Source organism: Calditrichota bacterium (assembly GCA_013151735.1).
Taxonomy (GTDB): domain Bacteria; phylum Zhuqueibacterota; class JdFR-76; order JdFR-76; family BMS3Abin05; genus BMS3Abin05.
In genome coordinates this window covers 32,621-55,610 of the sequence record JAADHR010000193.1, presented here as the reverse complement: position 1 = coordinate 55,610, position 22,990 = coordinate 32,621, and the positions used below count along the sequence as shown (strand labels likewise).

Below are 22,990 nucleotides of genomic sequence, written 5' to 3'. Positions count from 1 at the left end.
TCAGGGAAAAAATTACCCACGAATTTACACGAAAGGAAGAGAAGCTTCCTTTGTGGAATAAGGGTTGACTTTAAAACCACGGACGACGTGAATTACACTGATTTAATTTCGGTAAAATCAACTTGTGAAAATCGTGAAATTCGCGGGCAAACGCTTTTTAAAGTGGACTTAAACAGGAAATGCAACTAACAGATGGCCGAAAAAATCAAAAAACGAAAAACGGATAAAAGCACCGTGAAAAATCTTTTTTGTGTTTTTTCGCGTGTTCTGCGGGCTCCGGCAATTTTTTTCGGAATGAGCCTTTTCGGAATTCTGATTTCCGCCGGTGCGGGTTTTTCCGGGGACCACAGGCCCGAAATTAAATTTATCGGCAATCGGCACATCAGCGCGCCCGAGTTGAGGAAAGTGGCTGCATTTTCGACGGATTCGTTGAGCCATTCGGAGTTGGAATCCTACGGGAAACGAATCCTTGAATTGTACCAAAAGAAGGGGTACTTTTTTGCCAGAATTGATTCCATTCTTTATCGGGGTAAGGAAAAGCACAAAAGGATCACGCTGTTTATTAGCGAGGGTTCCCGGGTTCGGGTGGGGGGAATCCGTATTTCGGGCAATCACGTGATTTCGACGCGACGTATTCTGAATGAAATGGATACGCGTCCCGGGCAGGTTTTTCGCCCTGAACAGCTCAGAAACGATTTGGACCATCTGGTCACCCGCTACGCTGACCGCGGGTACCCTTTGTGCAGGGTCCGCCTTGAAAAACTGGAGCTGCTTCCGAATCAAAAGAAGGTGTGGATCTCTCTGGTTGTACGGGAGGGCCCGCCGGGAAAGATTGCCGAGATTCGTATTTCGGGGAATAAAATTACCCGAAAAAAGACCCTTTTGCGCGAATTACGGATCTGGCCGGGAAAGGCCTTTCGCAAGAGCGATCTGGACAAAATGTCACGTCGTTTGCGAAAATTCCCGTACCTCCGTCTGGCGGACAGCGTGCGCATTTCGTGGGATTCCACCGGGAACGGCCGCCTGCAAATTCCCATCCGCGAAGGGAATATGGCCCAATTTGACGGAACGATGGGATACAATCCGCCAACTCTGCAAAAAAAGGCGTATTTTACCGGATTGATTGATGTAAATCTCCAAAACCTTTTCGGGACAGGCCGGGAATTTTCGGCGTTCTGGCAGAAAAAAAACAGCCGCTCGCAGGAAATGAAGCTCTTTTACAAGGAACCCTGGGTGTTGAACCGCCCCGTTTCGGTGACCCTTCGTTTTCAGCAGCGCCTGCAAGACACCACGTTTATTCGGCGGGTTTGGGAGATCGGATCCGAGTGGATGTGGCTGGAAAGCCTTCAGCTTCACGTCCGAATGGGGCGGGAATCCGTTTTGCCGGATTCCATTGGAGAGGTTTTGTTCCGGATTCCCAGAAGTCAGGCCTGGCGGTTCAGCGGCGGGTTGAGCTTCGATACCCGGGATGACTGGCTCAATCCCAGACACGGACTTTTTTACGCCACGTCTGTTGATTTTTTGCGGCGAAAAACATTCGGCGAGGGTGCAGCCGCGCAGGATATTCGCCGAACCACTCTTGATTTTGAAGGGTACTGGAATTGGTTCGGGCGGCAGGTGTGGGCACTCGGGCTTCACGGGAGGGAAGTGCGGTTTCCGGGGAATTTTGTTCCCGTCGAAGAACAATTCTATCTGGGCGGCAGCCGGACGCTGCGCGGGTATCGGGAGGATCAATTCCGGGGAAGCCGAATCGCCTGGAGCAATCTGGAGTACCGGTATGTAATGGGCCGCCGGTCCCGTCTGTTTTTGTTTCTGGATACCGGCTGGATTTCCGCAAAGAATCAGACCACCCGTCAGTGGCAGAATGTGTGGAAACTGGGCTACGGACTGGGCATCCGCACTCAAACGGCCGTCGGCATTGTGGGAATTGATTATGGACTCGGCGAAGGGGATGCCATCAGCCAGGGCAAAATCCACGTTCGGATTATGAATCAGTTTTGAAGAAAATAAATGCTTTTATTTTTTAAAAAAATTTCTATCTTTAATTCTAAATGACTGTCAGCCGTCACAAAATCACACAAACGCAGAGGGTAAAAAAATGCCAGTTTTTTCGTTTAGTGAACCGGTACATGTTTACAAACTGTTGAGAATTGGTTTGGAAACGCTGCTTCCTGTCCTATTTTTCACATTGAGTGCATTTTTTGCCAGACCGGCTCCGGCGCTCCCCAGCGGGTGGAATCCGGTGGCCAACGCCAGAGCCATGGTCGTTTCGGGAAACGCCCGTTTTACCGTTTTAACGCCCCAGCTCATTCGAATGGAGTGGGCCGGCGACGGAGTTTTTGAGGACCGGGCCTCCCTTGCATTTATTAATCGAAATTTGCCCGTTCCGTCGTTCACGGTGTCCCACAAGGAGGGCTGGCTGGTGATTCAAACGGAGGCCCTGGCGCTTCATTACAAAGAAGGCAGTGGAAAATTTAGCTCTCAAAACCTTTATGTGGAGTTTCACGTCAACGGCACCCGGAACGTTTGGAAACCGGGAATGAAAAATCCCGGTAATTTGCGCGGAACTACCCGCACCCTGGACAGTATTTCAGGAAGCATTGCCCTGGAACCGGGCCTGCTTTCCCGGGATGGCTGGGTGCTGGTAGACGATTCCAAACGCGATCTGTTCACAGCCACTAACCCCCCGTGGGTCACGGCCCGTCCGGAAGGGGACCGGCTGGATTGGTATTTTTTCGGTTACGGGCACCACTATAAAAAAACGCTGAATGATTTCATCAAAATTGCCGGGAAAATTCCCATGCCGCCGAAGTTTACGTTTGGAACCTGGTGGTCCCGCTACTGGTCGTACACGGACCGAGAGCTGGAAGGCCTGGTGCGGGAATTCCAGACACACACCGTTCCCCTGGACGTTCTGGTAATCGACATGGGCTGGCACTTGAAGGGCTGGACAGGCTACACCTTCAACCCGGACTTCTTTCCGGATCCGGCCTATTTTATGAAATGGGTGCATCGCCAGGGAATCAAGGTGACCCTCAATCTGCACCCGGCTTCAGGCGTGAAACCCCATGAAAAGGCCTACCCCGAATTTGCCCGGGCCATGGGCATTGATCCCGCCACAAAACAGCCGATTCCCTTTGATTGCACCGATCCGAAATACATGGATGCCTATTTTAAATATCTCCATCATCCCCTGGAAGACGAAGGCGTGGATTTTTGGTGGATCGATTGGCAGCAGGGCACCACATCCAAAATACCGGGACTGGATCCGCTCTGGTGGCTCAACTACTTGCATTTTACGGATATGGAACACCATCGGAAAGACCGGCGTCCTCTTATTTTTAGCCGCTGGGGAGGACTTGGAAATCACCGCTATCAGATTGGATTTTCGGGGGATACGCATGTGGATTGGCCTTCACTGGCTTTTCAGCCCTATTTTACCGCCACCGCAGCAAACGTGGGTTACGGGTACTGGAGCCACGACATCGGCGGGCATTTCGGAAATGTGGAGCCGCCGGAACTCTACACCCGCTGGATTCAGTGGGGAGCGTTCAGCCCGGTTCTGCGCACGCACACCACGCAAAAATACGATTACGAGCGGCGTATTTGGGCGTTCCCCGTGGATTATTACACCATTATGCGGAAGGCGTTTCTGCTGCGATACCGTCTGATTCCCTACATTTACACGGAATCCCGCAAAACCTACGACACAGGGATTTCCATTTTGCGGCCAATGTATTACGAGTCTCCGGAATCGGATGAAGCGTACCGCTTTAAAAATCAATATTATTTTGGCGATGACATGATTGTGGCGCCCGTGACGGCTCCGCTGGATACGCTCAGTCAGCTCGCCGTGGAGAAAGTTTGGCTGCCTGAAGGGGAGTGGTACGAGTGGTTCACGGGACGGCTGATTCGCGGTCCGGCGGTGGTGTTGCACACCTTTTCGCTGGATCAGATTCCCGTGTACGTGAAGGCGGGGGCGGTTATTCCCATGATGAAAGATGCGCCAAACACGGTTTCGGCATCTGCCGATCTGGTGCTGGCTGTTTTCCCCGGCGCAAGCGGAGAATTTCGTTTGTACGAAGACGAAGGGAATACACAGAATTACGAAAAGAACATCTGTGCCTGGACGACCCTCGAAAACCACCTCTCCGAAAATACGCAAACCATTCGCATTAAGCCGGTTGAAGGATCGTATCCCGGAATGCCGAAAAAGCGCGCGGTCACCCTGAAACTTTTGGGCATTTGGCCCCCTCGTGAGATTGTGTGGAATGGAAAACGGATTCCTTTTGATTTGGATGAAGGAACACCGGGTTGGTTCTACGATGGGGATCACGTAACCGCTGTGGTGAATCTGCCCGAAGTCGATGTACACAAAGAGCAGATTGTGCAGGTGAAGTTGGCCCAGTTGGATCCGGAGTCCTCTCTTCTTCGGGGATTTCCCAATCGACTGGCGCGGCTCAAGCAGGTGAAAAAGATGCTGCGGGGCAACTGGCCCGAACGCCTGATCCGGGCGGTACAAACGGGCAATCGAATCGGCCTGAAACCCGAGACGGCAAAATCCGAACTGGAAACATTTGAAAGCGAATTTCCCGAGGTGGTGCACGACATTCAGACAGCGGAAACAGATTCTTCGCTCCTAAAAAGCTGTCTGGCCCATTTGCTGGGATTGTACCAGAAGATTTCTCTCCAATTGCCTACGGCGACTTCCCGAAGAGTTTTAGCAACTCTTTCCGTTGGAATGGGAGACGTGGATTGGTTGGCGTTAAAAAAGCTGGGAGATTTCAAGGGCGAACTGTCTCTTTCGGTTAAGGAACCGTGGACGACCCCGAGTCAGCAGCATGTTCAATTAAAACCGTTGAATGAAAATCCCGTTCAGGAAAGGAAAATTGAGCTGAAAGCCAATGGCGACTTTCAGCCGGGTGAGCTGGAAACATCTGTCCGGGTAAACCTCAACGGCGTTCCCATTGCATTTACGAAGCGGGAACCGATTTTCCCGGCCATTAACACCTGGTGGGTGTTGGGTCCCTTTCCGATTAAAAATCCGAAAGATCTAAAAACGGGTGTGTTAGATGAGACGAATCGGGAAATTGATCTTGAAAAATCGGTCACACTTCCCGGAGGCAGAGTTCTTTCCTGGCAAAAGATTGTGCCCACCCGTGTAACACCCAAGTTGCTGGACGATTTTTCCATCGATTTCAGAAAATTGTGGAAAAGCGGTGATCAGCCAAACCTGGCTGCCTATGCGCTAACGTTTATTCAGTCCGACCGCCCGCAAAAGGGGTATCTTTCCCTGGGCAGCGACGATGCCGTGGCCGTTTGGCTCAACGGTGAACCCGTTTTCAAACATGAAATTCTGCGCGGTTACGAGAAGAATCAGGACGTGGTTCCGATTCGATTGAAAGAGGGGAAGAATGTGCTTCTCGCGAAAATTACGCAGGCCGGCGGTGGCTGGGCCTTTGGTGCGCGGCTGCTGGATTCCCAAAAGCACATTATGACAGGGGTCAAAATCGGGGAAAAATAGGAGGTGTTGAATTGGGTGTGTTTTTCCACTCTTTATTTATTCGCACAAATATTGTGAAAAAAAACCGGCACACACCCTGTCCCCGCCAGCCGGCGGAGACACCCCTCTTGTCAGAGGGGACGTTTGTGGGGTGGGATGTTTGTTAAAAATTGCAGTAATTAAAATTTTGACTGACCTGTAGAAAAGAGGGGAAATGGTTTTTTTTGCTATCGAGTGTTTTAGCCGGAAGTCCCCTCTAAAAAGAGGGGATTTAGGGGTGTGTTTTTTGAGTCTTTTCCTGTTTACACGAATGTTGTGAAAGAAACCGGGAGACACACCCTGTCCCTGTCCGCCAGGACACACACCCCTCTTGTCAGAGGGGACTGAAATACCTTGTGGTGATTTCATTAAATGCTCTCCGTAAAACGCTGCGGTGAGTCTGCTTACCAATTTAAGACAGCGGTGAATAAATGTTACGTATTTTTACCTTACTTTATCTTCTGGGAATGGGACTTTTTTTCTCTGCTTTACTGGTTCCCATTTTTAGAAGAGTGGCCTTTCGCCTGGGGATAACGGATCGGCCCGGCCAGCGGAAGATCCACGATCAACCCAAACCCCTGTTGGGTGGTTTGGCCATCGCAGGTGCATTTTATTTAACCATCGTTTTGAACCTCTCTGGCTTATTTCTGTTCAAAAACGTTTCGTTCGTGTCGCACGTGGTTGCACCCTATCTGAATTTAGTCTCAAAAATTCAGGCACGGTTTTTGGAACTCTCTTGCATTGCCGCAGGAAGTCTGGTCATTGTTATTCTGGGTTTAATTGACGATGTTCGGGGGGAGACATTCCCGTACCAGGTGAAATTTCTGGTTCAATTTTTGTCGGTGGGGATTCTGTTTGCAGGGGGGGTACGGACCCAATTCATGCCGGGGCAGATATTGGATTTTGTGGTCACGGCTGTGTGGATTGTGGGTATCGCTAATGCCTTTAATTTAATGGACAATATGGATGGCCTGTCGGCCGGTGTGGCCGCCATTGCCTCCCTGCTTTTTGCGGTAATTGTTTTTCTTCAGGGACAGTTGTTCACGGCGTTTATCTTTGTGGCCCTGGCTGGCAGCTTATTGGGATTTTTACTCTTTAATTGGTATCCGTCAAAAATTTTTATGGGAGATGCCGGAAGTCTCTTTATCGGCTACATGTTAGGAACGCTGACCGTGATCAGTTCTTACATCACGCCTGAAAGTCAAACAGCCATTCCGGTTATTATCCCTTTGCTGGTTTTAAGTGTTCCAATTTATGACACCTTTTCAGTAATGGTCATTCGCTGGCGCGAACACCGGCCTTTGTTTGTGGGGGATAAAAAACATTTTTCTCACCGGTTGGTGGCGCTGGGGATGCGACAAACACAGGCCGTATTTTTTATTTATGTGGTTACGCTAACGGTTGGAATGGTAGCGGTTTTACTCCCCGGCGCAAAAGCGTGGGAAAGCTGGGTTCTATTGGCTCAGGCTGTTTTAATTTTGAGTTTGGTTACGTTTTTAATGCATATTAATCAACAAGGAGGTTAATACGAATGAATGTTTTGATTACCGGCGGAGCCGGTTTTATTGGGTCGCATCTGGCAGAAGAACTGCTCAAACAGGGACATAAAGTCTGGGTAATTGACGATCTTTCGACGGGGCGGTTGGAAAATGTGAAACACCTCATGGGGAATCCGAATTTTAAGATTGCGATTGACACCATCCAAAATGAAACAGTCATGGACCGGCTGGTCAGCGAGAATGATATGATCTATCATCTGGCAGCCGCCGTGGGTGTGGAGCTGATCGTAGAGCACCCCGTGAAGACGATCGAAACCAATATTATGGGTTCTGAGATGGTGCTGAAATTGGCCAATCGGTACCTGAAGAAGGTGCTCATCGTGTCCACATCGGAGGTTTACGGAAAGAGTGAAAAGGTTCCGTTCAGTGAAGATGATGACCGTCTGCTTGGACCGACCACAAGGAGCCGCTGGTGCTATTCGTCATCGAAAGCCATTGACGAATATCTGGCGTTGGCCTATCATAAAGAAAAAGGACTGCCCACAGTCGTCGTACGATTGTTCAATACGGTCGGCCCGCGGCAAATGGGTCAATACGGAATGGTGATTCCGAGAATGGTTACGCGCGCCCTGAAAAATGAACCCATTCTGGTGTATGGAGATGGTGAGCAGGTTCGTTGTTTTACCTACGTGGCTGATGTCGTGGACGCGTTGATCAAATTAATGAAAAATCCGCGGGCAGAAGGTCAGATTTTTAATGTGGGAGGGAATGAACCGGTGACGATCATGGAATTGGCGAAGCGGATTAAAAAGCTGACCCACAGCGACTCTCCGATTGAGATTATTCCCTACGACAAGGCCTATGAGGAGGGATTTGAAGACATGAAAATCCGGATTCCGGATTTGTCCAAAATTAAGTCTTACATCGGATACGAACCTCACCATTCGCTGGATGAAATCCTTGAAAATGTGATTGCTTATTATCGCAAGGAACTCAATATCCCGTCTGAATAAGGTGGAATAAACGGACTTTAAACTTTTGCAGGCGAAAAAATCGTGCTTGAATTTCTGGTTCATTTGGATACACTTCTTTTTAATCTTTTTAACCAAACATTGACCAATCCGGTTCTGGATTGGTTAATGCCTCGTCTGACCAATTTAAACAATTGGAAGTTACCTATCCTGCTCATCTGGATTGCGTTGATGGTTTGGGGAGGGAAAAAAGGGCGGGCAGCCGCCCTTTTGTTGATTTTGACCATTACCCTCAGTGACCAGATGAGCAGTTTTGTAATAAAGCCGCTTGTTCATCGCATACGACCCTGCCATGTGGTTGAAACGGTTCGCTTGCTGGTGGGGTGTTCCGGGAGCTTTTCTTTTCCGTCATCGCACACGCCACCAACAGCATGGCAGCAGCCGCTCTTTTTGGCGGGTTCTATCCCAAATACCGGTGGTATCTTTACACACTGGCCGGGATCATTGCCTATTCCCGCGTGTACGTAGGGGTTCATTATCCATTCGACGTCATGACGGGCGCTGTTCTGGGATTCCTAATCGGTTGGCTGGTGGTGCTGGGCTACAACAAATGGCTAAAGGCGCGTGTTGAAATAGAAACGGAAAAAAATTAGCCGCGAATCCGCCCAAAAATTTTTTATTTGTGGATGCGCGGCTTTTTTTAGATTCCTCTAATCGATTTTTTCCAGAGCCTGCTCCAAATCCTCAATCAAATCGTCCACATGTTCAATTCCGACGGAAATACGGACCAACCCGGGAGTAATGTGGGCTTCTTCCATTTCCTCTTCACGCATCCCGGCATGTGTCATCGAAGCCGGATGCTGAATGAGGGTATCACAATCGCCCAGGCTAACGGCCAGACTGGCCAGAGTAACATGATCCATAAGGGCTTTTCCGGCGTTGAACCCGCCTTTCATTTCAAACGAAATAATCCCGCCGAAGCCTTTCATCTGCTTTTTGGCCAGTTCATGCTGAGGAAACGAATCCAGTCCGGGGTAAAGGACATGATCAATTTTGGGATGTTTTTCGAGCCACTGCGCAAGAGTCATGGCGTTACTGCAGTGGCGTTCCATGCGCACAACCAGTGTTTTTAATCCTCTTAAGAGCAGCCAGGCATTGAACGGACTCATCGTCCATCCGTAATGCGTGGCAACTTTGAAAGCTGATGCAATAAACTCCTTTTCACCACAAAGGACACCGGCCACCACGTCGCCGTGCCCGCTGATATATTTAGTGGCCGAGTGAAAGACAATGTCCGCCCCGAATTCTCCGGGACGCTGCAGGTAAGGGGAAGAGAAGGTGTTGTCCACTGCCAGCAGGGCTCCTTTTTCATGAGCGATTCGGGCCGCGGCCTCGATATCAATAATCTTCAGGGTCGGGTTGGCCGGTGTTTCAATTAAAATAAGGCGGGTATTCGGCCGAACGGCGGCTTCCAGCGCCTGAAGATCGGCTGCATCAACCCGAATAACCTCGATACCCAATTTGGGAATGTCCTGCTCCACCAGATAATGCGTGCCGCCGTAAACGGTGTCGTCTACAACAATACTGTCTCCTGCTTTGGCTGAAGCGAGGATCACATTGGCCACCGCCGCCATCCCCGAACTGGTCGCAATTCCGGCCGGGAAGCCTTCCAGTCTGGCCACCTTGCTGGCCAGAAGGTCTGTATTTGGATTTCCCAGTCGTGTGTACATGTACCCTTTTTCTTTCCCGCTAAACCGTGCCGACCCCTGTTCCACATTTTCAAAAGCGAATGTGGACGTTTGATAAATGGGAGGGGTTAAAGCCCCGGTTAACGTGTCGGGATGCTGTCCCCCGTGGACAACATCCGTCTCAAATCTAAAAGACATAATGCCTCCTTGTTTTAAATGAATGATTTTTGCCAAAAATGCTTGAGGTGAGAAACGGTCGATCAAATACATAGCAGCAGAGATAATCTGAACGAAAAAACGTTTTGACGGGTTGCAGCATTTGAATATGAAGGCAATGAAATGGAGAAGGTTGAATGAAACGATGAGTTGTGTAAAATAGGGAGGTAAAAAAGTGTTTGCGTGTAAAGGGTCCTTTGTAGTGGGTGGAAATCCACCCGTAACAGAGGCGCCAACAGCTCTCGCGCCAGCGGCCAAATTTTAGTTTGATTGATTTCATAAAATTCACTAATTTATAAGAGCACGGCGTGTGGCATCTATTCTTCTATTGGATTAAACACAAATAAGTTAGAGAAATTTCTGAAATTGTCAAGATAAAAGTGAGGTTTTTTCCCAACCGGGAAAATATTTTATTTTTGGGGCCAAATGAGCAATCTGCAGTTTGAACTATTTTTAAGGCTTCTTCGTATTTATTAAAATGATCTGAAGATTTTTTTGACGTAAGGGAATAATACAATAGAAACACAGGATCCCATTGACGAAAAACGGCTGATTCAACTCGCAAAGGCCGGCCAAAAACAGGCCATGGATCAGTTATCCCGATTGTATCTGGATCGGATTTACCATTTTGCATTAAATCTGACGCAGAATTCCCGTGATGCGGAAGAGCTGGTCCAGGAGGCGTTTGTGGAGCTGTTTCGCAGTTTGCACCGCTACGATGCAAGCCGCACTTTTTCAACCTGGTTCTTTCAGATTGTTGTCCATCGATTTCAGAAGCTTCAGCGCAAGCGCCGGCTCTTGTCGCGGGTTTTTCCGTTTTTCTCTAAAACGCCTGTCGATCCCGATAGTTTTGCGGATTCCGGGGATTCTCCGGAATTGGCCCTGACACGAAAAGAAGAAAAAGAAATCCTGCTGAAAGGCATTGAAAAACTGCCGCCGGAACAACGTCTGGTCATTACGCTCTACGATCTGGAAGAATTGCCTCAGAAGGAGATCGCTGAGATTTTGTCCGTCCCTGTGGGAACGGTGATGTCCCGCCTTCATTACGGGCGGTTGAAATTGAAAGAATTGCTGGAACCCTATTTTAAGGATAACAGATGACCTGTAAAGAGGTTCAGAACAAATTTACAGCCTATCTGGAAAATGCGTTGCCGCCTGAAGAAATTCAGGATGTTGAGTCCCACCTTGAATCGTGCGCCCGATGCCGTGCAGCATTTCAAGCGTACGGGGAAACGGTCAGGGCTTTGAAAAAACTTCGCCCGACCGAACCGCCTGCTCTTCAAAAGGAATTTTTATTCCAGAAAATTCGCCGGGAAGTGAACAGGGGAAACTCTTCCGGAAGAATTTACAGGAAACGGCGAAAATTGGCCTGGGTGATTATGACGGGCGTGGTCGTTCTGTTTATGATCTGGAATTATCGCATAAAAGAAAACAAAAGATTCCCGGCTGCATCAAGCGCGCAGCAAAAGCAGGAAAATGAGTTCTTTCTGGAAGAATACGTGTTGTCCACTCAATTTAGCCCGGTGGGGCAGCAGGCTTCTCTGGCGGTTGTGGCGCTGGACGAACCGTAGCTGCTTGAAAGAAAAGATTGGCCCGTGAGTTTCCCGAATGTTCATAAATCGGTTTGAAAATAAAATCTCTGTCGGTACAAAAGTTGAAAGGTTAAATATTAAAAGCGGTTGCAGGTACGCGAACGCGTAATGCCTGTTTTTGCTGGAATTGAATCCGGACAAAGTGCAGGGAAATCCCCTCCATCAAGAGATGATTTAGGGGTTTGTTAGTAATGAAGTTATCAAATTAATCAACGAACAAGGTGCTTGTTAAAAAGAGTGAAACGTACATCTAAAGTACTCTTCTGGTTTACAGGATTTTTGATCTTTACGACGCCAGCTTTTTCTCGGCCGACCGGAACGGCAGAGATCCTTCGGAAAATGGTTCATGCAAATCAGACCACGGCCTACGAGGGCGACTGGATTACTCAGGTGGACACCGTGCGTATCTGGCAGAAAATTTACCAGGATACATCCGGAAAACGGCACATTCAATTTATTTTACCTCTTTCCTTTATGGGAAAAGAAATCATAGAAATTCCGCCGTCCGTTTTTATTCGGAAAAAGAAGGGACAAAAATTTCGGAAACGCACACTGCTCTTTCACCGGAAATTATTTTCGCATGCCATTTCCAAATCTCAAATGGCGTTGATTCTTAAAAATTACAATGTAAGCGTAGAGCCATCCGGGGTTTTTCTGGGCCGGAAGACCGTGCGTCTTTCCCTGATCCCCAAAATAGGCGACCGCCCGAGTCTGTACCTTCGGCTTGATCGAAACACCTTTTTCCTTTTAAAACTCAAAAAAATCGCTCCGGACGGCAAACTCATTCAGTACTCTTATTTTAAAAACCTTCTGCTCAATCCCGTCCTGGATCCGGTGCTGTTTACGATTTTACCCGATGAGATTGATTCCGTACAGGCCGGGTTTTCCAGAACCTTTGCAAGCGCGGATTCCCTGCAAAAGGTTCTCCCGTTTCCGGTTCTTTTACCCGAATGGCTTCCGGAAGGCTTTCAGCCACAGGCCTTCCGGCTGCTGCGATTTCGGAAAAGAGAATTTGCCCAGCTCATTTTCTCCGACGGCCTGAGTACGCTTTCTCTGTTCGAGAAAAAGGCCCGGGTTCGCCTGGCCAAAAGGAAGTATCCCGCCGTTTCCTCTCACATGGGCGTCTGGGAAATGCGTCGAAATCTGGGCCGAACAACGGTAGTTCTGTTTGGTGACCTGTCACAGGAAGCGCTTGAAAAAATCCTTCATTCTTTTAACCAACAACGCCTAAACGCAAAATCTTCTCGAAATCTTATTCTTTTTGTGGGCCTGTTAGTTGTGGCTCTGGTAATGATGGTACACTATTTGGGTCGAAAAGGAGGGCGTCGGTAATGCGCGCACGATTTAAAATTTTTGTTCTGCTTGCAGTAGCGGTTGCGTTTGTCTATTCCTGCGGGAAAAATGATTCTTCTCCCAAACGTTCGCGGGGAATGAGCAGAGGACGTCCTGCCATGAATATGGGTGCGATTCCCGTAAAGGTAGAGAAGGTGAAGCGGGAACCCATTTCCATCTATTTGCTGAGCAATGCCAATATTGAGGCTCTGCGGAAAGTGGATGTTGTGTCGCGGGTTTCCGGATTGGTGCAAAAAATCACGGTAGAAGAGGGCGATTACGCCCCGAAAAATAGGATTCTGGCCGAATTGGATGACCGGGAACTGCGCCTGGAGGTTAAACAGGCCCTGGCAAAGGCGGAAAACAATGCCCGGCTTTTCCAGCGTTCAAAGGAAATGTATTCCCAAAATCTCATTAGCAAAGAGAATTTTGACGATGTCAAATATCAGTATGAAACGGCCAAATCCCAGTTGGAAGCAGCTCAACTAAAGCTCACGTATGCCAAAATTCGGGCGCCAATTTCCGGTGTGATTACCCAGCGTCTGATTGAGTTAGGGAATAATGTGGGGGTGAATCAAAAGGTTTTTGTGATGGTTAATTTCGACACGCTTTATGCCCGCGTGTTTATTCCCGAAAAGGACATTCAAAAAATCCATGTGGGGCAAAGGGCACTGGTTACGGTGGAGGCCTATCCCGGAAGAGAATTTTGGGGTCACGTAAAGATGATTAATCCCATTGTGGATCCCGAGAGCGGCACCGTGAAGGTGACCGTGATGCTGCTGAAGAAGGGGACGCCCCTGCGCCCCGGAATGTTTGCCACGGTGAAAATCATTACGGAAACCCACCCACACGCTCTGGTGATTCCCAAGCGGGCCCTTCTGCTGGAGAGCGAAACCGATCGGGTGTTTGTTGTACAGGACAGCGTTGCCCGCCAGCGGGATGTGAAACTGGGTTTTGCCGATGGGGATCGGGTCGAAGTGTTGAGCGGCCTAAATGAGGGGGATTGGGTGGTCGTTGTGGGGCAGGAAGGGCTTCAGAACGGAGCTTACGTTCGGATGGTGACCGAAACGGGTACCGCTGTGCCGGCGGAGTCTCCCCGGGCCGGAATTAAACCTGCCGCGTCCCATTCATCCGAAATTCAGAAGAACCCGCCACGGCCGCCGTTGGATGCCAGACGCCTAAAGCGGTTTAAGAAGTTTTTGCTGCGTGTGCCTGAAATTAAAAAAGAGTACGAGGCGCGTGTCAAAAGAGATCCGTCTTTTGAAAAGGATATTAAAAAGCAGGCGGACTTTTTTCGGGCCATGCGGGAAAAATACGCGGATAAATTGAGAATGCGCCCGCGGTGAGAAAAAAATTCTGCGAGAACCTGTAGCCGCAGGCTTTACGCCTGCGGAATGAGGATAGGCCGACGCACCCGTAAAGGGTGCGGTTACATTTTAATAAAACAACTGGAACCCGGTTTTTTATGACTATTTCCGAATATGCAGTCAAACGTCCCGTTACCATGTTCATGATCATGCTGCTGATTGTGGTCCTGGGATGGATTTCCTTAAACAGACTGCCGTTGGCCTTCATGCCGGAAATATCCTCCGCCCGGCTCAGAATTTTCGTCCCGTACAAATCCTCCTCGCCCGAGGAAGTGGAACGGCTCATTACCCAGCCCATCGAGGACCTGGTCAGTACGGTCAGTAATCTGGATAATATCTCCTCCACGTCTTCAGCCAATGGGTCAAATGTTACGGTGGAGTTCGAAGACGGTACGGACATGGACATTGCGGCCATGGAGATCCGGGATCGCATGGACCGGGCATGGCAGTATTTGCCGGACGATGTGGAGCAAATCCGCATCCAGCACTGGCAAAGCTCCGACATGCCCATTTTTAATTTCAGCATTTCCTGGGATCGCAGTAAAACGGATCTCATCGATTTTGTAAACAATGTCCTGCAGCCGCGCATTGAGCGCATTGACGGGGTGGCCAATGTGGATGTTTGGGGCGTGGACCGCCGACAAATTCTGGTACAACTGAATCAGGCTCTTTTGCGTGCCCATCACATTGACGTGTATCAGCTCATTCAGAGTATTCGGGCGAATAATGTAAATATTTCCGGGGGATTTGTTTACGACGGCGGCCGAAAATTTACCGTCCGGGCAATCGGGGAATTTAAAGAGATCAGCCAGATTGCCGACGTTCCCATTCGAGGCTCAACCATTCATCTTCGGGATGTGGCCAAAGTGACGTATGACTACCCGGAGAAAAAACGCTACCGCCGCCTGAACGGAAAAGACGCTGTTGTGCTTTCCATTTACAAGGCCTCCACGGCCAATGTGGTCGATGTGGCCAAACGCATCAAGCAGCTCCTGAGAAGCATTCAAACGGACCCGCAGTACGGACATTTAAATATTCAGGTTTTCCGGGACCAATCGCAGGAAATCCTGAAAAGCATTAATTCCCTGAAGTGGTCGGGGCTATTCGGAGCCATTCTGGCCATTTTGGTTCTGTTTGTTTTTCTCCGAAAATGGCGAAGCACGCTCATTATTTCACTGGCCATTCCGATCTCCATTCTGTTTACGTTTCTCATCATGTACCTCTCCCGGCTCAGTCCCATCCATTCCGGAATTACACTGAATCTGCTCTCGATGATGGCCATGATTTACGCCATCGGGATGGTGGTAGACCCCTCCATTGTGGTTCTGGAAAATATTTTTCGCCACAAGCAGGAAGAAGGCCTGGATGCCAAACGCGCCGCGATTGTCGGCAGCCGGGAAGTGGGCACGGCCGTCATGGCCGCCACCCTGACCACAATGATTGTCTTTCTTCCCCGCGTGGTGATGTCGTCGGGAGGCATGGGACGATTCATGTTTGAATTCGGGTTGGTCATTTGCGTGATTCTTTTTTCCTCGCTTCTGATTGCCGTTACGTTCGTTCCCTTGCTGGCGTCGCTCATTTTTACCGGAAAAGAAAAACCGAAGTCCAGAGAAATCGTCTGGCTGACGGAAAAATACCAGTCCCTAATGAGCTGGACGCTGTCCCGTCCCTGGCTGACGATCGGTTCGGCCCTGATTGTTCTTGGAATGAGTCTTTTCCTGTACACCAAGATTGACCGTGAGTTTATGCCGCCGACACCCTCCCGGCAGATTGACTTTCGCGTGGATATTCCCCCCAGCTACCAGATGAAGGAAATCCGGGAGTTGTTTGACGGCATCGAGAGCAAATTCCTCAGTCAGCGGGACGAATTTGGAATCCAGGCCATTTCCACGGAATTTGGCAAAGGCCGCTCCAATCAGGGAGGCCGGGGGCGCATCACCTTCTTTTTGAAGGATCCGGAGGAAAGTCATCTGACAACGATGGAGGCCCTTCGGAAAATTCAAAAGGCCCTGCCTCGTCTGCCGGGCGTCGCGTACCGAATCCGCCGGATGCATGGCATGTCCGGAGGAGAAATGGGAATCAGTGTCACGCTGAAGGGGGACGATCTGGATGTGCTTTCAATGATTGCGGAAGAGGTTCAAAAGCAGATTGCGCACATCCGGGGCGTGAAAGACGTGGAAACCAGCCTGGAAACCGGAGAAGAGGAGGTACGGGTTTCGGTGGATCGGACGCGGTCGAATCAATATGGGTTGTCCTCTCAGCGCGTGGCCCGGACCATTTTTTCGGCCCTTACCAGCCGGGCCAGCACCAAATACAAGGCAAAAGACCGGGAAATCGACATTCAAATTCAACTCCGTGAGGAAGACCGGGCCAATCTGGAAAAACTGAAAAATCTCACCGTGGGAAGTGAAAAAAAGACCTTGGTGCCGCTTTACACGGTTGCAAAATTCAGCATAACCAAAGGCCCGCAGCAACTGGTGCGGGAGAAACGAAAGCACATTATCACGGTGTATGCCAATCTGGATCGGCGGGGTTTGTTTACGGCAGGCCGCGCCATTACCCAGGCAATTTCGGTGATGAAATTTCCTCCGGGCTACAGTTGGGAATTCGGACGCAACTATCGCCGGTGGCGCCGGTCGGAATCAGAATCGCGCTTTGTCCTGTGGTTTTCAGCCCTGTTGATTTTAATGGTGATGGCAGCGCTGTTTGAGTCGGTGGTTCATCCCTTTGTGATTATGTTTTCCGTCCCGTTTGCGATTATCGGAATTCTGCTCTCCTTCTGGCTGACCAATACCAACTTGAGCGAAGTGGGCATGCTCGGTGTGATTATCGTATTCGGACTGGTGGTTAACAACGGGATTATCTTGGTGGATCATATCAACACGATGCGGCGAAAGGGATTGACCCGGCGGGAGGCCATTTTGAAAGGCGGCCGCGACCGGCTTCGCCCCATTTTAATGACGGCCGCTACCACGGATCTGGGGTTGCTTCCCCTGATTTTGCCCATTTTCTTCCCGTCTATTTTCGGCCCCACGGAGGGGCGAGCCGGTATGTGGGCCCCCGTGGGATTGGCCATTTTCGGGGGATTAACGGTATCTACAGTGCTTACGTTGATTGTACTTCCGGCAATTTATCAGGTGACGGATGATTTCAGTATCTGGCTGCGGAATCTTTTTCGAAAGGTGTAGAGACTGCCTGCATGAACGGAAACTCACGACAGAAATACAATCTCACGGAAGGGCGCATTCCGAAGAGTATCTGGATTCTGGCATGGCCGATGGTTCTCGGCAATTTGCTGCAGAATCTGTTCAATATTGTGGATATGATTTTTGTGGGCCGGCTGGGTCCCAATGCCATCGGCGCGGTGGCCATGAGCGGGATTCTGATGTCTGTCGTCTGGACCTTTCTGGCCGGGGTTTCGATGGGGACGCGGGCGATGGTCTCTCGGTTTTTCGGCGCCGGAGATACCGAACAGACCAAAATTGTCGTGTACCAGTCGCTGATTCTCGGTGTTGTCTTATCCGTTCTTTTGGCTGTTTTGGGTCACTTTTTTGCGGCACCGGCGCTTAAGGCCCTGGGAGGGGCCCCGGATGTTGTCCGGCTGGGAACACCCTATTTAAAAATTGTGTTTCTGGGTTCGTTTGCCCTGATTATTTTTTTCCTGATCAGTTCCGTTCTGCGGGGAATCGGAGATGCCCTGACGCCGATGAAGGTCTGGGCGTTTGCCACCGTGCTGAATATTGTGCTTGATCCGATTCTGATTTTCGGTCTGGGACCCGCGCCTAAACTGGGGGTTCGGGGAGCGGCAATTGCCACCGTCACCGGGCAGGGTATCGGAATGCTCATCGGACTGTGGATTTTGTTTCGGGGAGTCTCTTTCATTCAGATTCACCTCAGGGAATTTCGGTTAAATCTGGATATTATCTGGCGGATTATTAAAATCGCCATTCCCGGCTCTGTGCAGGGAGGTGTGAGAAGTCTGGGAGATCTGTTCATTATGAGAATTGTGGCCGTTTACGGAACGGTGGCCGTGGCCGCCTACGGTGTGGGACTACGGGTGCTGATGATAATTATGCTGCCCGGATGGGCACTGGGTTCCACCGCAGCCACATTGGTCGGTTTGAATTTGGGGGCCAAAAAGCCCGATCGGGCCGAGAAAAGCACCCGTTACACGACGGCCTATTACTTGCTCTTTGTGATTCCCATGGGAATTTTGTTCTTTGCCTTCCCGGAATGGGTGATTCGCATCTTCAATTCGGATCCCGATGTGTTGAGGATTGGTGCCGAGTACTTGAGAATTACTACATTGGCGTATCCTTTTCTGGCGATTGGCCTGATTACAGGAATGGCCCAGAGCGGTGCCGGCGACACCACAACACCGATGTTGGTGATTACCACCGGGATTTTCGCCGTACAAATTCCACTGGCCCTGCTGCTTCCCCGGTTTCTGAGTCTGGGGACAAATGGCATCTGGCTGGCGATCGCCTGTGCATACAGCCTTCAGGGAATCCTGATGGCATACTTTTTTTGGAGGGGAAAATGGAAACGCAAGAAGGTGTAACTCAATTGTCCGGGTGAGGGATGAAAAATACCACAAGTCTGGGTGTTATTTCAAAGTTACGTGATAATCCTAAAAAGGGCTTGCAAAATCGTCTGGCAACTTGCAATGGGTGTTAATTAAAAATGTTATGAATCTATCGTCCCTACGGGACTGCATTTCTTATAGTGTTAATTGAGGATTAAACAATCTCTGCAGCAAGAGCGCCGTTAGGTGCGACATGTTTGTAATGAATATGTAGCCACATGAGTTTATGTACCGTAGGTACGAAAGGTTAACAGATCGAAAGTAGCAAGGTCATTCAAAATATAATACTGAAGAAAACAATCAAAGAGGACACATCACTCCATGAAACTGGTTGAATTTTCAATTCATCGACGAGTAACCGTTACGATGTTTTTTCTGGCCACCATCATTTTTGGCTGGATTGCCTTTAATCGCCTGAGCATTGATCTTTTGCCCAATATCACGTATCCCACGCTCACCATTCGCACGGAATATCCGGGAACCGCTCCGGCCGAGGTGGAAAATCTGATCTCAAAACCAATCGAGGAAGCGGTTGGCGTGGTGAACGGAGTGATGCAGGTGAGTTCCATCTCCCGCTCCGGCGTGTCGGATGTGGTGGTTGAGTTCAACTGGGACACAAATATGGACTTTGCTTCCCTCAACGTGCGGGAAAAATTGGATCGTGTCAAACTGCCGAAGGATGCCACCCAGCCCATTTTACTGCGTTACGATCCCGCACTGGAACCCATTTTGCGAATTGCCCTGTACGGGGATCAAAATCTCATTGCTCTGCGTCTGCTGGCCGAAGAAAAAATCAAGCAGGAACTGGAAAGCCTGGACGGTGTGGCTGCGGCACAAGTGAGTGGCGGTCTGGAGGAAGAAATCCACGTGGATGTAAATGAGGCCAAAATGGCCGTGCTAAAAATTCCTATTACACTTGTGACCAATCGCCTAAATCAGGAAAACATCAATTTGACCGGTGGAACCCTTGACGAAGGGGATACGCAGTACATTGTCCGGACGCTGAACCAATTTCTGACCGCCGATGAAATTAACGATGTCGTTATCGCCCGGCGGGGGAATGCGGTGGTGCGCCTGCGGGACATCGGCCATGCTTACAAAAGTTACAAGGATCGAAAAGTCATTACCCGGGTGAACGGGCACGAAAGTGTGGAAATTGCCATTTACAAAGAGGCCAGTACCAATACGGTGGCTGTTGCCGACCGGGTGAAGAAAAAACTGGCGGGTATTCAAAAGGAGCTTCAGGCCGTTTCCGGGAACACACATCTGGCCATTGTGGCCGATCAGTCACAATTCATTCGCAATTCCGTCAACGACGTGCTTTCGTCAGCCGTTATTGGCGGAATTCTGGCCATGATTATTCTTTTCTTTTTTCTGAGAAATCTTCGGAGTACCCTTATTATCAGCCTGGCAATTCCGATTTCGATCGTCTCAACATTTTTCTTAATGTACGTGTCGCATGTTTCGCTAAACGTGATGTCACTCGGGGGGTTGGCTCTGGGAGTGGGCATGATGGTGGACAGCGCGATTGTGGTGCTGGAGTCCATCGACCGCTACCGTAAAAAGGGTCTCTCTTTGATGGATGCGGCCAATAAGGGCACGTCCGAGGTGGGAATGGCGGTCGTGGCATCCACCCTGACCACCGTTTTTGTATTTGTACCGATTATTTTTGTGAAAGGAATCGCCGGGCAGCTTTTCACGGACGAAGCCCTCACCGTAACGTATTCCCTGTTGATGTCCCTGCTGGTGGCGATTACACTCATCCCCATGTTGTCGGCGCTGGGCGGAAACGGCTCCGGGCAAGCTCCGGTGCCGCCCGTTCCTCCCGAAAAACCAAACAAGCTCTCCCGGGCCGTGGAGATATTTTTTCTGGGGGTCCTCAGGGGATTGAAGCAGGCGGCTCTCTGGTTTGGCAAGGGATTGCTCATTTTACTCTGGCCCTTTCAATGGGTTTTCGATAAATTCTACAAGTGGACGGTTCGCGTGTACCCGCCCACGATCAGATGGGCATTGACCCACCGGTTACAGACCGTGGTCATTGCCCTGGCTCTTTTCGGATTGTCGTATCTGGCTTACCTCAGCCTGGGTACCGAGCTGATTCCGGAAATGAGTCAGGGAGAGTTCATCGTGGATGTCAAACTTCCGGTGGGGACACCCCTTGAAGAAACGGATCGAACCATTCAGACCATGATGGCAATGGGGTCACAGGATGCCCGGATTTTGAGGATTTATGCCGTCGCGGGGTCAATTACACAAACGGGGGTTTCGGCTTCTGAGGAACAGGAAAATCTGGGGCAGCTTCTGGTCAAATTAAAACCCGGAATTTTGAAAGAAAAGGAAACGCGGGTCATGGAGGACTTGCGAAAGAAGTGGGAAAGCCTGCCGGGCGTGGGTGTCGAGTTTTCCCGCCCCAGCTATTTCAGCTTTAAAACGCCAATTGAAGTGGAAGTACAGGGGTACAATCTGGATGTGCTGGATGCTCTGAGCAAACATATCGCTTCGACGATGCGAGAAATCCCGGGCCTCGTGGATGTGAAATCGACCATGGAAGGGGGAAATCCGGAAATTCAAATTCAATTTAATCGAAATCGTGTGGCTCAGCTTGGCACCGACATCGGCTCAATTGCCAGTCTTATTCGCAATGAAATTCAGGGGGATGTGGCCACACAGTTGAACCGGCGGGACCGAAAGATCGATGTCCGTGTTCGGGCCAAAAAACAGGACCGGCGCACCATTGAGGCTCTGAAACGCATTATTGTCAATCCGGGGAGTTCGGTGCCGGTGCCCCTGTTTTCGGTAGCCAGTATTTCGATTGAGCGGGGACCCAGCGAGATTCGCCGAATCGATCAGGAGCGCGTGGCGGTTATTTCGGCCAATGTGGAGGGCAGGGATCTCGGAAGTGCCGCCCGCGATATCCGGAAAGCCCTTTCAAAAATTGAGCTTCCACCGGAAACGCGCGTGAGAATCGGCGGACAGAATGCCGAAATGTCCGTTTCTTTCGAAAGCATGAAATTTGCCATTTTTCTGGCAATTTTTCTGGTTTATCTCGTCATGGCCTCTCAGTTTGAATCACTCCTGCACCCCTTTGTAATCATGTTTACGATTCCCTTTGGATTGGTTGGTGTCTTTTTTACGCTTTTTATTTTTCAGGAAACCATCAGCGTGGTGGTTCTGATTGGTGTGATCATGCTGGCCGGAATTGTGGTGAACAATGCCATTGTGCTGGTTGATTATATTAACCATTTGCGGCGGGTTGAAAAAATGCCCAAATTTGAGGCCATTGTTGAAGCCGGAAAAGTGCGGCTTCGCCCAATCTTAATGACCGCTACAACAACGGTTCTGGGCCTGCTGCCCCTGGCACTTGGCCTGGGGGAGGGTTCTGAGGTGCGGTCGCCGATGGCCATTACCGTCATCGGGGGGCTGATTATGGCCACCTTTCTGACGCTGGTGTTCATTCCAACCATTTATTCACTCGTGGAAAAATCAGAGAAGTAGATTTTGCAGCCAGCGGGTTTTCAACCGGAGGCCTTCGGCTGAGAAGGCAAAGAAGATCTTATTTCCGGTGAACGATTGCACAATTTGGAGAGGCGCCATTTGCGGCGCCTCCTTAGTTGTCCCCGCAGTTTAACCGGGGCCAATCATACAAAATCCGATTGGATCATTTTGTGTTTTTTGCCGTTCCCGGCTGTCCCCCTGAATTTGGTGAAGTACTCTTTCCCGCGTTTTAAATTTTCTTGAATTTCAGGAAAATTTTCTCTTGCTTTTTAAGAATTAAATTTTTATTTTTAGATAAATTATTGAAATCTAAACAAGGAGGTAGGGTTTATGAAGAAAACGGTTACGAAACGGGATATTGCCAAGCGGGTAGCCAAAGAGGTAGGAGAAAAACTTCCTTTGACTGAAAAAATTGTTTCAACTCTCTTCACGACGCTCCGTCAAATTATGGCAGAAGCAAATCCTGAAGTTCGTATTGAAATTCGAGATTTTGGTGTATTTGAGGTGAAAACAACCAAAGCCAAACCAAAAGCACGAAATCCCAAAACCGGGGAAATCGTTTACGTGCCCCCCCGCAGAAAGACACATTTTAAACCGGGTAAACTGTTAAAAGAAGAGTTAAAAAAGCCTCTTCAATAATCGAAGTTTATTCTGATATATCAATAATGCCGGATGATCGGGAATAGGAGCTATTTTTGCAAAA

General features: G+C 49.6%; 14 protein-coding genes. 13 read left to right on the top strand and 1 reads right to left on the bottom strand.

The genetic code is table 11. From position 1 onward, the window contains the following. The first annotated feature begins 234 nt into the window (after nucleotides 1-234). From GXO76_13730 to GXO76_13710, 5 genes are all read left to right on the top strand, one after another. The gene (locus GXO76_13730; GenBank protein ID NOY78918.1) at nucleotides 235-2,001 is read left to right on the top strand and encodes a BamA/TamA family outer membrane protein; all 1,767 of its coding nucleotides are present in this window, start codon (nucleotides 235-237) and stop codon (nucleotides 1,999-2,001) included. Nucleotides 2,002-2,098: 97 nt separating this feature from the next. Next, nucleotides 2,099-5,524, top strand: coding sequence for a DUF5110 domain-containing protein (locus tag GXO76_13725; protein NOY78917.1), 3,426 nt, complete (start codon nucleotides 2,099-2,101; stop codon nucleotides 5,522-5,524). 449 nt (nucleotides 5,525-5,973) lie between these two features. Further along, nucleotides 5,974-7,068, top strand: coding sequence for an undecaprenyl/decaprenyl-phosphate alpha-N-acetylglucosaminyl 1-phosphate transferase (locus GXO76_13720; protein ID NOY78916.1), 1,095 nt, complete (start codon nucleotides 5,974-5,976; stop codon nucleotides 7,066-7,068). Nucleotides 7,069-7,073: 5 nt separating this feature from the next. Next, nucleotides 7,074-8,054 carry an NAD-dependent epimerase/dehydratase family protein gene (locus GXO76_13715; GenBank protein ID NOY78915.1) on the top strand — a complete coding sequence of 327 codons (981 nt, stop codon included), beginning with the start codon at nucleotides 7,074-7,076 and terminating at the stop codon, nucleotides 8,052-8,054. Between the two features lie 341 nt (nucleotides 8,055-8,395). Continuing rightward, nucleotides 8,396-8,665, top strand: coding sequence for a phosphatase PAP2 family protein (locus GXO76_13710; GenBank protein NOY78914.1), 270 nt, complete (start codon nucleotides 8,396-8,398; stop codon nucleotides 8,663-8,665). Nucleotides 8,666-8,722: 57 nt separating this feature from the next. Here the strand turns inward: GXO76_13710 and GXO76_13705 are convergent, their stop codons facing one another. Then, entirely contained in the window at nucleotides 8,723-9,898 is a 1,176-nt protein-coding gene (locus tag GXO76_13705) for a PLP-dependent transferase (GenBank protein NOY78913.1), read from the bottom strand. A gap of 603 nt (nucleotides 9,899-10,501) precedes the next feature. On the opposite strand from GXO76_13705, the gene GXO76_13700 reads away from it, so the two are divergent. The 8 genes from GXO76_13700 to GXO76_13665 all read left to right on the top strand — a co-directional run bounded on the left by GXO76_13700 (nucleotide 10,502) and on the right by GXO76_13665 (nucleotide 22,926). Then, nucleotides 10,502-11,017: a sigma-70 family RNA polymerase sigma factor gene (locus tag GXO76_13700; protein NOY78912.1), complete on the top strand. Its 516-nt coding sequence runs from the start codon at nucleotides 10,502-10,504 to the stop codon at nucleotides 11,015-11,017. Continuing rightward, nucleotides 11,014-11,487, top strand: coding sequence for a hypothetical protein (locus GXO76_13695; protein NOY78911.1), 474 nt, complete (start codon nucleotides 11,014-11,016; stop codon nucleotides 11,485-11,487). The genes GXO76_13700 and GXO76_13695 overlap by 4 nt, the downstream gene beginning before the upstream one ends. 258 nt (nucleotides 11,488-11,745) lie before the next feature. Next, nucleotides 11,746-12,840 (top strand): hypothetical protein, encoded by a 1,095-nt coding sequence (locus GXO76_13690; protein ID NOY78910.1) that lies wholly within the window; start codon nucleotides 11,746-11,748, stop codon nucleotides 12,838-12,840. Next, entirely contained in the window at nucleotides 12,840-14,186 is a 1,347-nt protein-coding gene (locus tag GXO76_13685) for an efflux RND transporter periplasmic adaptor subunit (protein ID NOY78909.1), read from the top strand. Before GXO76_13690 ends, GXO76_13685 begins: the two co-directional genes overlap by 1 nt. Nucleotides 14,187-14,305: 119 nt before the next feature. After that, on the top strand, nucleotides 14,306-17,395 hold the full coding sequence (locus tag GXO76_13680; GenBank protein NOY78908.1) for an efflux RND transporter permease subunit: 3,090 nt from the start codon (nucleotides 14,306-14,308) through the stop codon (nucleotides 17,393-17,395). A gap of 11 nt (nucleotides 17,396-17,406) precedes the next feature. Continuing rightward, a complete protein-coding gene (locus tag GXO76_13675; protein NOY78907.1) occupies nucleotides 17,407-18,768 on the top strand; it encodes an MATE family efflux transporter in 1,362 nt (453 codons plus the stop codon). 345 nt (nucleotides 18,769-19,113) lie between these two features. After that, complete coding sequence (locus GXO76_13670; protein ID NOY78906.1) at nucleotides 19,114-22,287, top strand: efflux RND transporter permease subunit; 3,174 nt, start codon at nucleotides 19,114-19,116, stop codon at nucleotides 22,285-22,287. A 330-nt stretch (nucleotides 22,288-22,617) separates the two neighbouring features. Further along, on the top strand, nucleotides 22,618-22,926 hold the full coding sequence (locus GXO76_13665; protein ID NOY78905.1) for an integration host factor subunit beta: 309 nt from the start codon (nucleotides 22,618-22,620) through the stop codon (nucleotides 22,924-22,926). The last annotated feature ends 64 nt before the right edge of the window (nucleotides 22,927-22,990 follow it).